A 16,013-nucleotide genomic window follows, 5' to 3' on the forward strand; every position below is an offset into this window, starting at 1 on the left:
GAAGGATGGGTGGCTCAAGCGCCGAGACTGCGCGCGGTGTTGATGATGTTGATGCCGTTGAAGCGGGTGGTGGACGAACCGTGCGAGACCGCCGAGACCTGTCCCGGCTGGCCCTTGCCATCGAAGAACGAACCGCCCAGGCGGAAGTCGCGTTCATCGCATATGGCGGTGCAGGCATTCCAGAATTCCGGCGTGCGGATCTGGTAGGCCGCATCCTCAACCATGCCGGCGATCTTTCCGTCCTTGATCTGGTAGTACAGCTGGCCGCCGAACTGCGCGTTGTAACGCTGCTGGTCGATCGAATACGAACCGCGGCCGTGGATGTAGATGCCGTTCTCCACGTCCTTGATCATGTCCTCGACGCTGAGCGGTTGCTTGCCCGGCGCCAGCGAGACATTGGCCATGCGCTGGAACTGCACGCTGGACCAGGAATCGGCATAGCTGCAGCCATGCGATGCATCGCGGCCGAGGATGTGGGCTTCATCGCGGGTGGCCTGGTAGTCGACCAGGATGCCGTCGCGCACCAGGTCCCAGCGCTCGGTCTTCACGCCCTCGTCGTCGTAGCCGACCGCACCGAGGCTGCCCGGCTGGGTCTTGTCGGCGAAGAAGGTGACGATGTCGCTGCCCCAGCGGAAGCCGGCATCGCGCTTGTCCAGCGTGGCGAAGCTGGTACCAGCGTAGTTGGCTTCGTAGCCGAGCACGCGGTCCAGCTCCAGCGGGTGGCCGACGTTCTCGTGGATGGTCAGGAACAGATTGGACGGGTCCAGCACCAGGTCGTACTTGCCGGGCTTCACCGATGGCGCCTTCAGTTTCTCGCGCGCGTGGCGGGCGGCCGCAATGGCGTCCTCGACCGGGTCGTAGGAATCGCGGTAAGCAGTGATGCCGCCGGGCAGCTGCACCTTGCCGCGCGCATCGCCATCGAGGAACTCATAGCCCATGCCCATCGGCGAGGACAGGCCGGCGCGGGTGCGGAATTTGCCGCTGGCCTTGTCGATGGCGGTGGCGGTAAACGGCAACCAGATGCGGTGGATGTCCTGGTCGATGAACGAGCCGTCGCTGGAGGCGAAGTACTTCTGTTCGTTGACCAGGAACAGGGTGGAATTGATGTAGTCGGCGCCCGCATCCAGCGCAGCGGCATTGAGGGCCAGCAGCAACTCGACCTTGTCCTGGATCGGCACCGCCATCGCGTTCCTGCGGATGGGCGTCTGCCAGCGCACTTCACCGACCGACGGCGTGGGTGCCAGCTGCACCGGGCGGGTCTGGATGCTGGCGTTGGCGCGAGCGATTGCCGCCGCCTGCTCGACCGCTGCGCGCACGGCGGCCTCGGTCTGCTGATGGGTGGCAGCAAAGCCCCAGGCACCGTTGACGATCACCCGCACACCCACGCCGGACGATTCTCGGTTGGTTACATTGCCGACCTGGTGCTCGCGGGTGATCACCGACTGGTTGAGGTAGCGGCCGATGCGCACATCGCAGTAGCTGGCCTTGGCCGAGCGTGCGGTGGCCAGGGCGACCTCGGCCAAGCGCCGGCGCTGGGCGGTATCGACCGGCGCCAGCAGCTGCTCGGCGGCGATGGCACGGGAATGCGGCAACAGCAGGCCGGCCAGGCCCAGGCCGGAAAAAGCCAGGAACTCACGTCGTTGCACAGCGTCTCTCTCTCGCTTGCATGCGGTCGGCAACGCGCCGGACCGATCACGTCAACTCCTCGACTTTCGCCAGCGCAGCGCAACCGGGCAAGTGACTGCAGTCATGGTTGGGGAGGGTTTCGGCAGGGCTTGCAGCCCTGCACCTGCTCAATGCAACGGCAACGGCAACGGCCAAAGCCAGAGCCAGAGCGGCATTCCGTGGGTGGGCGGGGCGGTGTCGGATTGCGGGGACGCCGTGAATCCGTCCATGGAGGCTTGGCAGCCGCATCCATGCGGCTGACACCCCGCAATCCGACACCGCCCCACCTCTGACAGATTCCTGCGGCTGTTGGTAGGTGTCGACCTTGGTCGACACATCTGTCAGGTATCGAAATGAATCCGGGGTCAGATCCGTTTTCCTGTGGAAAACGGATCTGACCCCAAGAGCACTTCCGACAGATGGCGGAAATCTGTCGAAGGCGGGGTGGGTCCGGTTGCGGGGGCGTGAGCCGCATGGATGCGGCGACCGAGCCTACAGGGACGTATTTACGGCGTCCCCCGCAACCGGGCCCACCCCGCCAACCCACGGAATGCCAGCTTTTGACGTTGCTCTGGCTCTGGCTCCGGCTCCTGCGGGTGCAGGGCTGCAAGCCCTGCAGACACCCCCTCGTGCACAATGGGGCCGACCCCGCCTGGACACCGTCCTGATGTCGAGCAAGCCGTATTCAGAAGCCTGCGAGCGCAACCGCGAACCCATCGCCACCGCACTCGACCCGTGGATGGGCGACCGCCATCGGGTGCTGGAGATCGGCAGTGGTACCGGCCAGCACGCAGCCTTCTTCGCCGAGCGCTGGCCGTGGCTGCGCTGGCAGCCCAGCGACCATCCGGACCATCTGCCCGGCATCGAAGCCTGGCGCGCGGAGGCCGCGCTGCTGAACCTGCTGCCGCCGGTGGCGCTGCAGGTGGAGCTGCCTCCTGCAATGGGCCTGGACCTTCCAGAAAGCAGCAGGTTCGACGCCGCATTCAGCGCCAACACGCTGCACATCATGGGCTGGGAGTACGTGCAGGTGCTGTTCGGCGCGCTGCCGCCGCTGTTGCGTCACGGTGCGTTGCTGGCGGTGTATGGCCCCTTCAACTACGGCGGTCGCTATACCAGCGACAGCAACGCGCAGTTCGATGCCTGGCTGAAGGCGCGCGACCCGCGCAGCGGTATCCGCGATAGCGAAGCGGTGCAGGCGCTGGCGGCGGACAACGGGTTTACCCGGTTGGGTGACGTGGCGATGCCGGCCAATAACCGGCTATTGCTGTGGCGGTTGGGCTGAACCGCCGGTAGTGCCGGCCGCTGGCCGGCACCACCTTCAGGCCACCTGCACGATATGCAGCGCCTTCGGGTTGCGCCACTGCGCCAGCAGGGCCCCTTCGCGCGCCTTGGCCTGCGCGAAATGCGCTTCCTTGACATGGCCGAAGCCGCGGATGTGCTCGGGAATGCTGGCGATCTCCACCGCCAGCGACAGACGGTCGTCCTCCAGCCCGTCCAGCAGCACCTGCACCGTCGCCTCGTAATCAGCAATCAGCTTGCGCTCCATGCGGCGCTCCTCGGTGCGTCCGAACACATCGAAGCGGCCGCCACGCAGGAACTTCAGCTTCGCCAACAGACCGAAGGCCTTGAACATCCACGGGCCGTATTCCTTCTTCAGCAGCCGGCCCTGCTCGTCCTTCTTCGCGAACAGCGGCGGTGCCAGATGGAAGCGCAGCTGGTAGTCGCCCTCGAACTGCTGCTGCAGGCGACGCTGGAAGTCGCCGCTGGTGTACAGGCGCGCCACTTCGTACTCGTCCTTGTAGGCCATCAGCTTGAACAGGTAGCGCGCCACGGTCTCGGTCAGCGCAGTGGAACCGCCGATGCGGTCGGCTTCGGTGGCGCGTACGCGCGCTACCAGGTCACGGTAGCGCTTGGCGTAGGCGGCATCCTGGTACTCGACCAGGAACGCGGCGCGGCGCTCGATCATTTCATCCAGCGAGCGCGACAGGCGTGCGTCGTCCAGCGGCAGGAACGCCACGTCGCCACCGTGCGAGGGCAGGCCACGCAGTTCGCGTTCGTCGCCGGTGTTGCGCGGTGCCGCAGTGGCACCCCATTCATTGCCCTCCCACTCGCCCGGCGGCAGCGGATGCAGCGGGCCCGGGGTGGATTCGGTATCGGTATGGCGGTTGCGCACCAGGCCGGCCGCCTGCTGCACGGCCTGCGGATCGACCACGGCCAGGCGGCCCCAGGCGAACGCCTGCTGGTTCATCGCCACGGCGGCGCCGTTGAGTTCGATGGCGCGCATCAGTGACTCGAACGACAGCGGCACCAGGCCCTGCTGCCAGGCGTAGCCGAGGATGAACAGGTTGGCGGCAATGGCATCGCCCAGCAGCGCGGTGGCCAGCTGGGTGGCATCGAGCAGCAACGGCTCCTGGCCGCCCAATGCCACGCGCACGCCGGCGATGATATCGGCGGCGGGGAACTGCATGTCCGGGCGAGTGGTGAAGGTGCCTGGCATCGCTTCGTAAGTGTTCAGCACCACCTGCGAACGGCCGGCACGGACCTTCGACAGCGCCCAGTAATCGTTGACCACCACCATGTCGCAGCCCAGCACCAGGTCGGCCTCGCCAGCGGCGATACGCACGGCATGGATGTCTTCAGGGCGACGGGCAATGCGGATGTGCGTGGTCACCGCGCCGCCCTTCTGCGCCAGGCCGGTCTGGTCGAGCACGGTTGCACCCTTGCCTTCCAGGTGGCCGGCCATGCCCAGCAGCGCACCGATGGTCACCACGCCGGTACCACCGACGCCGGTGATCAGGATGTTCCAGGGCCGTTCCAGGCTGTCGCGGAGGGTCGGCGCCGGCAGGTTGTCCAGCAGCGTGGACGCATCGCGCTTGCTGCCCTTGCGCGGCTGGCCACCGTGCACGGTGACGAAGCTGGGGCAGAAGCCGTTCACGCAGGAATAGTCCTTGTTGCAGTTGGACTGGTCGATCTCGCGCTTGCGCCCGAACTCGGTTTCCTTCGGCAGCACCGACACGCAGAAGCTCTTCTTGCCGCAGTCACCGCAGCCTTCGCAGACCAGCGAGTTGATCATCACCCGCTTCTGCGGGTCTTCCAGCTTGCCGCGCTTGCGGCGGCGACGCTTCTCGGTCGCGCAGGTCTGTTCGTAGATCAGGATCGAAACACCCTTCACTTCGCGCAGGCGCTTCTGCACTTCGTCCAGTTCGCTGCGGTCATGGAACTCGACGTCGCTGGGGAAGTGCTCGCGCTGGCCGGTCCACTTGCCGATGTTGTCCGACAGCACCACGATGGTGTGGATGCCTTCGGCGCGCATCTGCTTTGCAATGTCCGGCACGCTCAGCGGACCGTCCACCGGCTGGCCGCCGGTCATCGCCACCGCATCGTTGTAGAGGATCTTGTAGGTGATGTTGACGCCGGCGGCGACCGCCTGGCGGATCGCCAGCGAGCCGCTGTGGAAGTAGGTGCCGTCGCCGAGGTTCTGGAACACGTGCGGGGTATCGGTGAACGGCGCCTGCCCGGCCCAGGTCACGCCTTCGCCGCCCATGTGGGTGAAGGTGTCGGTGCTGCGGTCCATCCAGGTCACCATGTAATGGCAACCGATGCCGGCCAGCGCACGCGAGCCTTCCGGCACGTTGGTGGAGGTGTTGTGCGGGCAGCCCGAGCAGTAATGCGGTACGCGCGGGAAGCTGGCGCGCGGCAACGCAAGCTCGGCTTCCTTCTCCTGCATCCACTGCAGCCGCTGCTCGATCGATGCGTTGTTGAAGAACTTCTGGATGCGGCGGCCGATCACGCCGGCGATGGTGGCCGGGGTCAGCTCGCCGGTGGACGGCAGGATCCATTCGCCGCTCTCGTCGTACTTGCCGACGATGGACGGGCGCTGGCCCCAGCTGGCCGGCCAGTTGAAGAACTGTTCCTTCATCTGGCGCTCGATGAAGGCACGCTTCTCCTCCACCACGATGATGTCTTCCAGGCCCTGCGCGAAGCGAGCGATGCCCTGCGGCTCCAGCGGCCAGGTCATGCCGACCTTGTACACGCGGATGCCGATGTCGGCGCAGGCGGCTTCATCCAGGCCCAGGTATTCCAGCGCCTGCAGTACGTCCAGGTAGCTCTTGCCGGTGGTGACGATGCCCAGCCGCGCGCGCGGCGCGTCCATCACCACCTTGTCGATGCCGTTGGCGCGGGCGAACGCCTGTGCGGCCTTCACCGCATAGCGGTGCAGGCGCATTTCCTGGTCCAGCGGCGGGTCCGGCCAGCGGATGTTGAGCCCGCCGGTCGGCATCTCGAAGTCTTCCGGCAGCACGATGCGGCGCGCCATCGGGTCGACCTCGACCGAGGCCGACGATTCGACTGTCTCGGCGATCGTCTTGAAGCCGACCCAGCGCCCGGTATAGCGGCTCATCGCCCACCCCAGCAGGCCCATGTCGAGGATGTCCTGCACACCGGCCGGATTCAGTACCGGCATCATCGCGCTGACGAACTCGTCCTCGCTGCCATGCGGCAGGGTTGAACTGCGGCAGGCATGGTCATCGGCGGCCAGTGCCAGCACGCCGCCGTAGCGCGAGGTGCCGGCGGCATTGGCGTGCTTGAACACGTCGCCGCAGCGGTCCACGCCCGGGCCCTTGCCGTACCACATGCCGAACACGCCCTGCACGTTGGCGCCGGGGAACAGGTTGGTCTGCTGGGTGCCCCACACCATGGTGGCGCCCAGGTCCTCGTTCAGGCCGGGGGTGAACTTCACCTTGGCCGCGTCGAGGTGTTTGCGTGCGCGCCACAGCTCCAGGTCGAAGCCGCCCAGCGGGCTGCCACGGTAGCCGCTGACGAAGCCGGCGCTGTCGATGCCTTCGTGCGCGTCGCGCAGCCGCTGCATCAGCGGCAGCTTCACCAGCGCCTGCACGCCACTCAGATAGATCCGCCCCTCGTTGCGGGTGTACTTGTGGTCGAGCGTGTAGTCACGGTCGATCAGGTCGGTGGAGGAGGGCGACGTGAGTTGCGCGGTACTGGTCATGGCTGGCCCGGTCAGGATCGGCTGGCACCGGCCGCGTGCAGGCACGCGGCGGGAAAGGCGCGAATTGTAGCAGCGAGGCCCGGCCGCCCCGGCACTCGCGCCGGCGGCCATGCTGGGGTTAGGATCGGGGAGAGAGAGAGAGGGGGCTGCGGTTGCGGCCTGGGGAGAAGGGATGTCAGTTGCAGGAAAGATCCTGGGCAGCATGTTGCTGGTCTCGGGAACGGCCCCGGTGTGGGCCGCGCCGGCGGTGCCGGCACCACAGGAGTTCTACTTCGACAGCGATGCGGCCGCCGTGCCCATGATCGTGGTCCAGTCCGACGGGGATGAGCTGGTTGCGCAGCTGCTCAAGCAGCGCGAGCGCGGCCGGCGGACCGTGGAGGCCACCGTGCAGCTGGCGTCGGTGGCCATTGCCCAGGGCCGTACCGAACTGGGTGAACAGCTGTATCGCGAAGCGCTGAAGGATGCGCCGGTGCAGGGCAGCCTGGGCCGTGGCGTGCGCTGGAACTACGGCTGGGACCTGCTGCGTCAGGGCCAGCCCGAAGCCGCCCTGGAGCAATGGCAGGCCGCTGCCGGTGGTTCGCTGAGCAAGCCGGGCTGGTTGCCACCGACCTATGCGCTGGCGCTGTGGCGGGCCGGGCGGAAGCAGGAGGCGGTGCAGTGGTATGCCGCCGCAGTGCGTACCGAGCCGACGCAATGGAGCGACAGCAGCCGCTATGCGCAGTTGTTGCCGTTGTGGCGAGACGACGAGCGTGCCTCGCTGGCGGAAGTGCAGCAGGCGTGGGCGGCCGCGCCGCCGGCCTGGCCCTGAGGGTAGGGGGCGGCCGGGTTGCACCCGGCACCCGCAGAAGCAACAGCCGAAGCAACAGCAACAGCGGGCAATCCGCGGGATGGCGGGGTGGTGTGGGTTGGCAGGACACGCCGTAAACCCCGTTCCGCGGCCCGGCCCAGCCGCTGGAGGCCGGGCGTTCGGGCGCTTGCGAAGCAGTGCTTCGCAAGCAAAGCGCCCTCACCCATGGGAGCTCGATGGCGCCTTGCTGGTGTGCGCAGTCCTGCGCACACGGCAAGACCGGGGTTGGGCGTCCTGACCAACCCGCCCGAGGCATGCCTCGGGCCCATGGCGCCAACGGTCCTGCCAACCCACACCGCCCCACCTCTGACGGTTCGACGCTGCTGTTGGTAGGTGTCGACCTTGGGCGACACGGTAGATCCACGCCATGCGTGGATGAATCTGCATCGGAATCGAGTATTCGATATCTGATCGAAAGGCAGCCGAGCGTGGGCTCGGCTCGACAAAAAGCAGCCAGCCAAGCGCTTCTGCTTTTCTTTTTTCTTTTCCGTGGCGGACGCACTCGGAAATTGTCAGAGGCCGGGCGGGGTGGGTTCGCGGGGGTCACTTCAGGACGGGTTCACGGCGTCCCCCGCGAATCCACCCCGCCCGGTCAAGCGCGGCTTTTGATGTTCACAGCCAACCAGCCGCCACGAGGGGCTGCGCCGTTCGCTGGAAACCCCTCAGTCGTCTGCAGAGACCGTCCGCCCCGACGCCCACGCGCGCAAGGCCTCGACCTGCTCGGCCATCAGCACCGACAGCGGTCGGGTCGCGCGGATCTCGTTCATCAGCAGCTCGGTATCCAACGGCCGGCCTTCGGCGTGCGCTGCATACAGCCCGGCCACGATCACCTGCTCGATCTCCGCGCCGGAGAAACCATTCGCCGCAGCCGCCAACGCCGGCAGCGCAAAGTCGTCACCATTGAGCTGGCGTCGCCCCAGATGCAGCCGCAGCAGTTCCACGCGCACTTCGGGGGTGGGCAGGTCGACGAAGAAGATCTCGTCGAAACGCCCCTTGCGCAGCAGCTCGGCCGGCAGTTCGTGCACCTGGTTGGCGGTGGCGACGATGAAGACCGGCGCCTTGCGTTCGGCCATCCAGGTCAGCAGGTAGCCGAGCACGCGGCGCGATACGCCACCGTCCTCGCCACCACTGGCCAGGCCCTTCTCGATCTCGTCCATCCACAGCACGCAGGGCGCCAGCTGCTCGGCCGAGGCCAGCGCCTGGCGCAGGTTGGCCTCGGTCTCGCCGTGATACTTGTTGTACAGCGCACCCACGTCCAGGCGCAGCAGCGGTACACCGAAGCCGGCGGCGGTGGCCTTGGCCAGCATTGATTTGCCGCAGCCCTGCACGCCCAGCAGCAACATGCCGCGCGGCGGGTCCAGGCCGGCCGGTGCCGAGCCGGCGATGAAGGCCACCCGGCGCTGGCTGATCCAGCGCTTGAGCCGGTTGGCGCCGGCCACGTCGCCGAAGCGTGCGCTGTCGTGCTCGAAGAACAGGTGGCCGCTGCGGTTGAGCAGCTCGAACTTCAGCCGTGCCAGCTGCGGCAGGTCGTCGTCGCGCAGCGCGCCATCGGCGTAGATCAGCTGGCGGGCGATGCGGCGGGCATCGACCAGGCTCAGGCCCTGCAGGTTCTTCAGGATCTTCTTCACCGCCTCGCTGTCGACCTCGACACGGCGGCCGCCGTGTTCGCGCGCATAGGCGTCGGCCTCCTCGCGCAGCATCTTCAGCAGGGCATTCGCATCGGGCAGGCGCGGGTTGAAGCGCACCGCCAGTGCTTCCAGCTCGGCCGGCAGCTCGACCTTGGCGCCGATCAGCACCAGCACGTGCGGCTCGCTGTGGCGGCGCTGGATCAGGTCGCGCAGTGCGCGCTGGTGGCTGGCATAGCCCAGGTAGGGGTGGAAATCGAGCAGCAGGTAGACACCGCGCTGATCAGCCTGGCGGATCATCTGCAGCGCGGCGCTGGCATCGGGCGGGCCGACCGGCGGATCCTCGCGGTCCAGGTCGATGCGGCGCAGGCCCTCGGTGATGGACCAGCGGTGCAGGGCCCGCCACACGTGCATCAGCGTCTGCCGGAACAGTTCAACGATGCGCCCCTCGTCCTGGGTCTCGATCACGATCAGGGGGGTATTGGCGCGGATCAGTGCGCTCAGGTCCTGCAGTTCGCTCATGCCGGTTCGATCCTTCGGGGGCGCCACGATAGCAAAGGCGATGGCCACGGGTTCAGCACGGCGCTACCTCCCGTCACCACCGCCGGTGTACGCTCGGGGCACGTACCCGGAAGCGAGGCTGGCATGAAGACGATCCTGGTGGCCGGTTCCAAGGGCGGGGTGGGCAAGACCACCGTCGCCACCCACCTGGCCGCGTACGCGGCATTGCAGGGCAAGGCCACGGTGATCGCCGATGCCGACCCGCAGGGCTCCAGCACCCGCTGGGCACAACGGCGTGCCGGGCTGGAAAGCGCGGTGCTCCCCATCGATGTGTATCGGAAGAAGCAGTGGGCGCAGAAGCTGCCCGACGGTACCGATACCGTCATCATCGATGCACCCGCCGGTGCACTGGCCGACGATATCCCCCATTTCCTGGACGCGGCCGACGCCGTGGTGGTGCCGGTGCTGCCCTCGGCGCTGGATATCGAAGCCATCGTCGGCTTCCTCAACAGCCTGGCCCAGAACCCGCGCGTGCACAGCCGCAAGCTGCCGGTAGGGCTGGTCCTCAACCGCACCAAACCCTGGACCCAGACCTCGCAGCAGGCATTGCAGATGCTGGCCGAATGGCCGTACCCGGTGGTCGCGCAGCTGCGTGACAGCCAGAGCTACGTGGTCATGACCGGCCTGGGCCGCAGCCTGTTCGACTATCGCTCCGCCCAGGTGCGCGAACACCAGGCCGACTGGGAACCGCTGCTGTCCTGGCTCAAGCTTTGATGCCTGCCTCACTTCTCCTGCTGCATCCTCTTCTCCATGGAAACCCGCGATGCGTGAACTGATCCTGCTGCGCCATGCCCATGCCGAACCCGCCGTTTCCGGCCAGGCCGACCTCGACCGGCCGCTGTCGCCGGTAGGGCTGGCCGAAGCTGAAGCCGCCGGCAAGTGGTTGAAGGAAAACAAGCTGCTGCCGGACTGCGTGCTGTGCTCGCCGTCGCGACGTACCCGTGAGACCCTGGAAGCGGTGATGACGGCCATCGGCTATGTCGAGAAGCGCCTGGAAGACCGGATCTACGAAGCCACCCCGGGCACCCTGGCGGCGCTGGTGGACGAGCGTCGCGACCTGGACCGGGTGCTGATCGTGGGCCACAACCCGGGCCTGGAGCAGCTGGTGGCCCTGATGACCGACGGCACCAGCAGCGACTACCGCGGCATGCCGCCGGGCGGCGTTGCCGTCCTCGGCTTCCCGCGCGAGGTCTCGATCGAGCCGGGCGTGGCCAGCCTGAACGCGTTCTGGTGGCCGTGATCCGATGAGCCAGGCGCGGCGCAGCCGCTTCCTGCTGCCCGCGTTGCTGGCGCTTGGCCCGGCCTGGGCCGCTGTGCCCCCACCAACGCCGTTGCCGCCGGTGTCCGCCGAAGCACCGCGGGTAATGCGCCTGGATACCCAGCGCTCGCGGATCGGTTTCGAGGTGCGGACCCGTTTCGGCCAGCGCATCGAAGGCGTATTCCCGCACTTCGAGGGGCGCATCGAGATCCTGTCCGACGGGCGCCACCAGGTGCACCTGAAGATGTTCACCCGTTCGGTGGAGATCCCTGGCAAGGCGCGCTACACCGGCTGGATGCGTGGCGAAGAGTTCTTCGATGCAGGGCGCCATCCGGTGGTCGAGTTCGACTCGCTACCGTACTGGCCGGAGACGGTGGAACAGGGCGGCGACATCAACGGCCGGCTGACCCTGCGCGGCGTCAGCCACCCCGAGTCGCTGCGGGTCGAGAAGGCGGAGTGCGCCCGACCCGGCTATGATTGCGATGTCGTCAGCCGCGGTACCGTGCAGCGAGGCCGGTATGGAATGGACAGCTGGCAGCTAGCCCTGAGTGACCGAGTGACCTTCGTATTACGTGCGCGCCTGAGCGAGGCGCCGAAACCGTGAACCTCCTGCTGCGTTTACTGGCGCTGGCAACGGTGTTGCTGGGCAGCGGTTGTGCATCGCTTTCGCATGCCCAGCGCGATCGTGCCGAGGCGATCGCCGTGCAGGCGCGCTCGACCGTGGTCGGCTGCCAGCGCGCCGACCGCTGCGCGCAGGACTCACCGCTGCGTGCGCTGGCCGGTCGGGCGTTCACCGAATCCACCCCCGAGCAGCCGCGCCACTACGCCACCCTGCTCGACGAGGGCGAAGGTGCGCTGGTGGCGCGCCTGAACCTGCTGCGCAGCGCTACCCGCAGCATCGACCTGCAGACCTACATCTTCGACAAGGACGACAGCGCCCGGCTGGTCATCGACGAGCTGCTGGCTGCATCGCGGCGCGGGGTGAAGGTGCGCGTGCTGATCGACCAGCTCTCGGCGATCTCCGACCTGCAGATCCTCGGCGCGCTGTCCGGCGCGCACCAGAACTTCCAGCTGCGGGTCTACAACCCGACCTTCGGCAAGGCCCGGCTGAACTACTTCGACTATGCCGGCAGCGTGCTGTGCTGCTTCCGCCGCTTCAACCAGCGCATGCACAACAAGCTGCTGGTGATCGACGATGCGATCGGCGTGGTCGGTGGCCGCAACTACCAGGACGACTATTACGACTGGGACCGCGAGTACAACTTCCGCGACCGCGACGTGCTGATCGCCGGCCCGGAGGCGCGGGCCATGGCCGCCAACTTCGATGCCTTCTGGCATGCCAGGCGCAGCGTGCCGGCCGAGCGCCTGAACGATGTCGGCCGCACCCTGCTGCGCGAGGGCGTGCCGACCCTGCCGCCGGCCAGCTTCCGCCGCCCCGAGCGGGTGCAGCGGGTCAGTGCCGAAGCCAATGACATGGACTTCGTCAGCCGTTCCTTCGTCGATACCGCCTTGCCGGTGGCCTCGGTGCGCTATGTCGCCGACCTGCCACGCAAGCACCGGCGCGAGAAGGCCGATGCGCCACTGGCGGGCCAGCACGTGACCGAGCCGCAGCTGGATGCGCTGATCGCCGGCGCGCAGGAGGAAGTGATCCTGCAGACGCCGTACCTGGTGTTGTCCAAGCCGGCGCAGAAGCTGTTCCGCGAGCTGCGCAAGCGCCCGCAGCCGCCGCGGGTGGTGGTGTCCAGCAACAGCCTGGCGGCCACCGACAACCCGATCGTGTATGCGCTGTCGTACAAGTACAAGCGGCGCAACATGCGCGAACTGGGCTTCAACATCTTCGAGTACAAGCCGTTCCCGCTGGATGCACCGGTCGACTACCGCAACCTGCTGCCTGATCCGATCGCCGCGCCCGGGGGTGACGACGACGGCGGGCGCAATCCGCTGATCGGCGGCAGCGCCGCGGGCAGCAATGCCGGCGACAGCCGCGATCGCGATGAGCACCCGGCACCCACCGGCAAGCAGCTGGCGGTGAACCCGCGCACCGGCAGTGCCTACCAGAACGCGCGCGAGCGCCGCCGCGCGGCCGGCAGCGAGGTCGAGACCCGCCTGCTGCGCACCGAGACCCGGCCCTCCTTCCTGGGCAGCAAGGCGGTCAACAAGCCGTTGCCGGTCACCCGCAAGGGCGCGCGCATGGGCCTGCATGCCAAGTCGCTGGTGGTCGACCGCCGCATCGGCGTGGTCGGCACCCACAACTTCGATCCGCGCAGCGAGAACTACAACACCGAAGGTGCGGTGATCATCGATGACCCGGCCTTCGCCGAGCAGCTGGCCGAGAGCATCCTGCGCGATATCCACCCGCAGAACTCGTGGACGGTGGCGCCGCGGGCCAAGCCGCCGGTGCTGTCCGGGCTCAACTACAGCGTCGGCAAGGCCTCCGAGGCACTGCCGATCCTCGACTTCTGGCCGTGGCGCTATGCCACCGACTACGAGTTCAAGCCCGGCCCGGACTGCCCGCGGCCGCTGCCCCGGCAGGACCCGGACTTCCACCGCTGCTATGTCGCCGTGGGCGATTTCCCCGAGGTCAATGTCGGCCCGAAATGGCTGCTGGTCCGCATGCTCACTGCATTCGGCGCCGGCCTCGTTCCCATCCTCTGAAGGTGCCCGCATGACCCTGGTGTTCCGCGAAGCCGTTTCCCTCGAGCAGCTCAACACGCTCAGCCGCAACACCGCGATCGAGTCGCTGGGCATCGTCTTCAGCGCGGCCGGCGACGATTGGCTGCAGGCCATCATGCCGGTGGACGAGCGCACCCGCCAGCCCTACGGCATCCTGCATGGCGGCGCGTCGGTGGTGCTGGCCGAGACCCTGGGCAGCAGCGCCGGCAACCTGTGCGTGGATACGGCCAAACAGATCTGCGTAGGGCTGGAGATCAACGCCAACCATGTACGCGCCGTTCGCTCGGGCACCGTGACCGGCACCGCACGTGCACTGCACGTCGGCCGCAGCACCCAGCTGTGGGAGATCCGCATCGAGGACGAGCAGGGCCGCCTGGTGTGCATCTCGCGGCTGACCCTGGCGGTGGTGGCGGCCGGCCACGGCTGAGCCCCGGACGGCCGGTGACGGCAGCGGAACCCAGCGTTCCCCGCCGATTGCCCCGGTCGATGGGTGTTATGGCCTAAATCGGCTGGCAGCGATGACGGCCCTCCGGTATCGTGCGCGGATGACTTCCCCCACTCCGGCCCCCCGCGGCGGCGTGGCGCGTGTGTGCCGTTACCTGTACCGCGTACCGCTGCTGTTGGTCCACATCGTTGTGTTCCTGCCGCTCATCCTGATCGGCATGCTTCGGCCGTGGGGCGAACTGCGCGTGGGCGAGGCGACCCTGGGGGCCAAAGTGGTCAACTGGTGGCAGGGCGGGCTGATGTGGATCTTCGGCTTCCGCCTGGTGCAGATCGGTACGCCGTTGCCCGGCGCCGTGCTGTTCGTCGCCAACCACGTCAGCTGGGTCGACATCTGCATCCTGCACAGCCAGCGCATGATGGGCTTCGTCGCCAAGCGCGAGATCGCCAGCTGGCCGTTGGTCGGTTGGCTGGCCGCGCGTGGCCAGACCATCTTCCACCAGCGCGGCAACACCGAATCGCTCGGTGGCGTGATGCAGGTGATGGCCGATCGCCTGCGCGAAGGCAAGGCGGTGGGCGTGTTCCCGGAAGGGCGCACCCGCGGCGGCCACGAAGTAGGCCCGTTCCATGCCCGCATCTTCCAGGCCGCGGTTGAAACCGGCGTGCCGGTGCAGCCGGTGGCACTGGTGTACGGGCTCAAGGGCGATGCGCAGACCATTGTCGCGTTCGGCCCCGGTGAGAGTTTCTTCGCCAATTTCCTGCGCCTGCTCGGTGAGCCGGCGCGGCGTGCAGAAGTGCACTTCCTGGCACCGATCGGTGCGCAGGACCTGGAAGGCCGTCGGCGCATCGCGGAGACGTCGCGCGCGCGCATCGTGGCGGCCATGAGCTCCGAGTGAGGGTGCGGTGGCCCTGATCCCGCCACCCGTCCTGGACGCCGGCACGCCGACGCTGCACGCGGCTGACTACCAGCCCCCGCGCTGGCTGCGCAATCCGCATCTGCAGTCGATGCTCAGCTCCAGCCGCATGCGCCTGCAGCGCGGCCTGCTGCTGCTGGCCGCGACCGGTGCGATCAGCGAAGAACTGATCCTCGACGGCGGTGATGGCGTGCGCCTGCAGGGCTGGCACAGCCACATCGAAGGCCGCGAACCCAAGGGCATGGCCCTGCTGCTGCACGGCTGGGAAGGCAGCGCCGAATCCAGCTACATGCGCATGGCGGCCGCGCGCATGCTCGAACAGGGCTTCGACGTGGTGCGGCTGAATTTCCGCGACCACGGCAATACCCATCATCTCAACCCCGGCATCTTCCACTCCAACCTGATCGACGAAGTGGTGCATGCCGCGGGCGATATCGCCCAGCGCTGGCCGCAGTTGCCGCTGGTGGCCGCCGGTTACTCGCTGGGCGGCAATTTCGTGCTGCGCCTGGCCCAGCGCGCGCCAGCGGCCGGCGTGCCGCTGCTGCGCGTGGCCTCGGTATGCCCGGTGCTGGATCCGGCGCTGACCATGGAGAGCATCGAGAACGGCCCGGCGATGTACGACTGGTACTTCCGCCGCAAGTGGGCCGGTTCGCTGCGGCGCAAGCGCGACCTGTTCCCCGAACTGAGCGACTGCGACGACCGCGTACTGAAACTGGACATCCGCGCGCTGACTGCCTGGCTGGTCGAGCGCCACACCAGTTTCGGTTCGTTGCAGGCCTATTTCGATGGCTACTCGATTGCCGGCGATCGGCTGTCCACGTTGCAGGTGCCTGCCGACATCCTGATGGCGCAGGACGACCCGGTGATCCCCTACGCGACCTTCAGCGACTGGCAGCTGCCGCACCAGGCGCATCTGGAAACCGCCAGCTGGGGCGGACACTGTGGCTTCCTGGAAAACTGGCGCGGTGACGGCTTCTCCGAGCGCTGGGTGGCGCAGCGCCTGCAGCGCGTGCTGCAAGGCTGA

At 67.7% G+C, this 16,013-nt stretch carries 12 protein-coding genes; 9 read left to right on the plus strand and 3 right to left on the minus strand.

Annotated elements, in window-relative coordinates:
- Positions 1–14 precede the first annotated feature (14 nt).
- Positions 15–1,646, minus strand: a complete 1,632-nt coding sequence (locus ACM0PK_RS13885; RefSeq protein WP_414606758.1) for a TldD/PmbA family protein — start codon at positions 1,644–1,646, stop codon at positions 15–17.
- A gap of 686 nt (positions 1,647–2,332) precedes the next feature.
- Between ACM0PK_RS13885 and ACM0PK_RS13890 the strand changes: the two genes are divergently transcribed.
- Entirely contained in the window at positions 2,333–2,947 is a 615-nt protein-coding gene (locus ACM0PK_RS13890) for a DUF938 domain-containing protein (RefSeq protein WP_111201258.1), read from the plus strand.
- A gap of 36 nt (positions 2,948–2,983) precedes the next feature.
- Here ACM0PK_RS13890 and ACM0PK_RS13895 read toward each other — a convergent pair whose 3' ends face one another.
- Positions 2,984–6,670 carry an indolepyruvate ferredoxin oxidoreductase family protein gene (locus ACM0PK_RS13895; RefSeq protein ID WP_111201257.1) on the minus strand — a complete coding sequence of 1,229 codons (3,687 nt, stop codon included), beginning with the start codon at positions 6,668–6,670 and terminating at the stop codon, positions 2,984–2,986.
- 172 nt (positions 6,671–6,842) lie between these two features.
- Between ACM0PK_RS13895 and ACM0PK_RS13900 the strand changes: the two genes are divergently transcribed.
- Positions 6,843–7,478 (plus strand): tetratricopeptide repeat protein, encoded by a 636-nt coding sequence (locus tag ACM0PK_RS13900; RefSeq protein ID WP_061479389.1) that lies wholly within the window; start codon positions 6,843–6,845, stop codon positions 7,476–7,478.
- 701 nt (positions 7,479–8,179) lie between these two features.
- Here the strand turns inward: ACM0PK_RS13900 and ACM0PK_RS13905 are convergent.
- Positions 8,180–9,664, minus strand: coding sequence for an AAA family ATPase (locus tag ACM0PK_RS13905; RefSeq protein WP_111201255.1), 1,485 nt, complete (start codon positions 9,662–9,664; stop codon positions 8,180–8,182).
- Positions 9,665–9,787: 123 nt separating this feature from the next.
- Between ACM0PK_RS13905 and ACM0PK_RS13910 the strand changes: the two genes are divergently transcribed.
- The 7 genes from ACM0PK_RS13910 (at position 9,788) to ACM0PK_RS13940 (ending at position 16,013) form a co-directional block, all read left to right on the plus strand.
- Positions 9,788–10,417 (plus strand): nucleotide-binding protein, encoded by a 630-nt coding sequence (locus tag ACM0PK_RS13910; RefSeq protein ID WP_005420986.1) that lies wholly within the window; start codon positions 9,788–9,790, stop codon positions 10,415–10,417.
- Between the two features lie 49 nt (positions 10,418–10,466).
- Positions 10,467–10,943, plus strand: coding sequence for a SixA phosphatase family protein (locus tag ACM0PK_RS13915; RefSeq protein WP_061479387.1), 477 nt, complete (start codon positions 10,467–10,469; stop codon positions 10,941–10,943).
- Between the two features lie 4 nt (positions 10,944–10,947).
- A complete protein-coding gene (locus tag ACM0PK_RS13920) occupies positions 10,948–11,565 on the plus strand; it encodes a YceI family protein (protein WP_065178694.1) in 618 nt (205 codons plus the stop codon).
- Positions 11,562–13,616, plus strand: a complete 2,055-nt coding sequence (locus ACM0PK_RS13925; protein ID WP_180886261.1) for a phospholipase D family protein — start codon at positions 11,562–11,564, stop codon at positions 13,614–13,616. The genes ACM0PK_RS13920 and ACM0PK_RS13925 overlap by 4 nt, the downstream gene beginning before the upstream one ends.
- A 10-nt stretch (positions 13,617–13,626) precedes the next feature.
- Positions 13,627–14,061 (plus strand): hotdog fold thioesterase, encoded by a 435-nt coding sequence (locus ACM0PK_RS13930; RefSeq protein ID WP_414606757.1) that lies wholly within the window; start codon positions 13,627–13,629, stop codon positions 14,059–14,061.
- Between the two features lie 118 nt (positions 14,062–14,179).
- Complete coding sequence (locus ACM0PK_RS13935; RefSeq protein ID WP_061479384.1) at positions 14,180–14,971, plus strand: lysophospholipid acyltransferase family protein; 792 nt, start codon at positions 14,180–14,182, stop codon at positions 14,969–14,971.
- A gap of 52 nt (positions 14,972–15,023) precedes the next feature.
- Positions 15,024–16,013, plus strand: coding sequence for a YheT family hydrolase (locus ACM0PK_RS13940; RefSeq protein WP_061479400.1), 990 nt, complete (start codon positions 15,024–15,026; stop codon positions 16,011–16,013).

Source organism: Stenotrophomonas sp. FR010, from assembly GCF_047520755.2.
GTDB lineage: Bacteria > Pseudomonadota > Gammaproteobacteria > Xanthomonadales > Xanthomonadaceae > Stenotrophomonas > Stenotrophomonas sepilia.

Bases quoted from the DNA above. Each gene is read 5' to 3' on its own strand.
- ACM0PK_RS13905 (WP_111201255.1), bottom strand. From the start codon at position 9,664: ATGAGCGAACTGCAGGACCTGAGCGCACTGATCCGCGCCAATACCCCC.
- ACM0PK_RS13890 (WP_111201258.1), top strand. From the start codon at position 2,333: ATGTCGAGCAAGCCGTATTCAGAAGCCTGCGAGCGCAACCGCGAACCC.
- ACM0PK_RS13915 (WP_061479387.1), top strand. From the start codon at position 10,467: ATGCGTGAACTGATCCTGCTGCGCCATGCCCATGCCGAACCCGCCGTT.
- ACM0PK_RS13895 (WP_111201257.1), bottom strand. From the start codon at position 6,670: ATGACCAGTACCGCGCAACTCACGTCGCCCTCCTCCACCGACCTGATC.
- ACM0PK_RS13930 (WP_414606757.1), top strand. From the start codon at position 13,627: ATGACCCTGGTGTTCCGCGAAGCCGTTTCCCTCGAGCAGCTCAACACG.
- ACM0PK_RS13910 (WP_005420986.1), top strand. From the start codon at position 9,788: ATGAAGACGATCCTGGTGGCCGGTTCCAAGGGCGGGGTGGGCAAGACC.
- ACM0PK_RS13920 (WP_065178694.1), top strand. From the start codon at position 10,948: ATGAGCCAGGCGCGGCGCAGCCGCTTCCTGCTGCCCGCGTTGCTGGCG.
- ACM0PK_RS13935 (WP_061479384.1), top strand. From the start codon at position 14,180: ATGACTTCCCCCACTCCGGCCCCCCGCGGCGGCGTGGCGCGTGTGTGC.
- ACM0PK_RS13900 (WP_061479389.1), top strand. From the start codon at position 6,843: ATGTCAGTTGCAGGAAAGATCCTGGGCAGCATGTTGCTGGTCTCGGGA.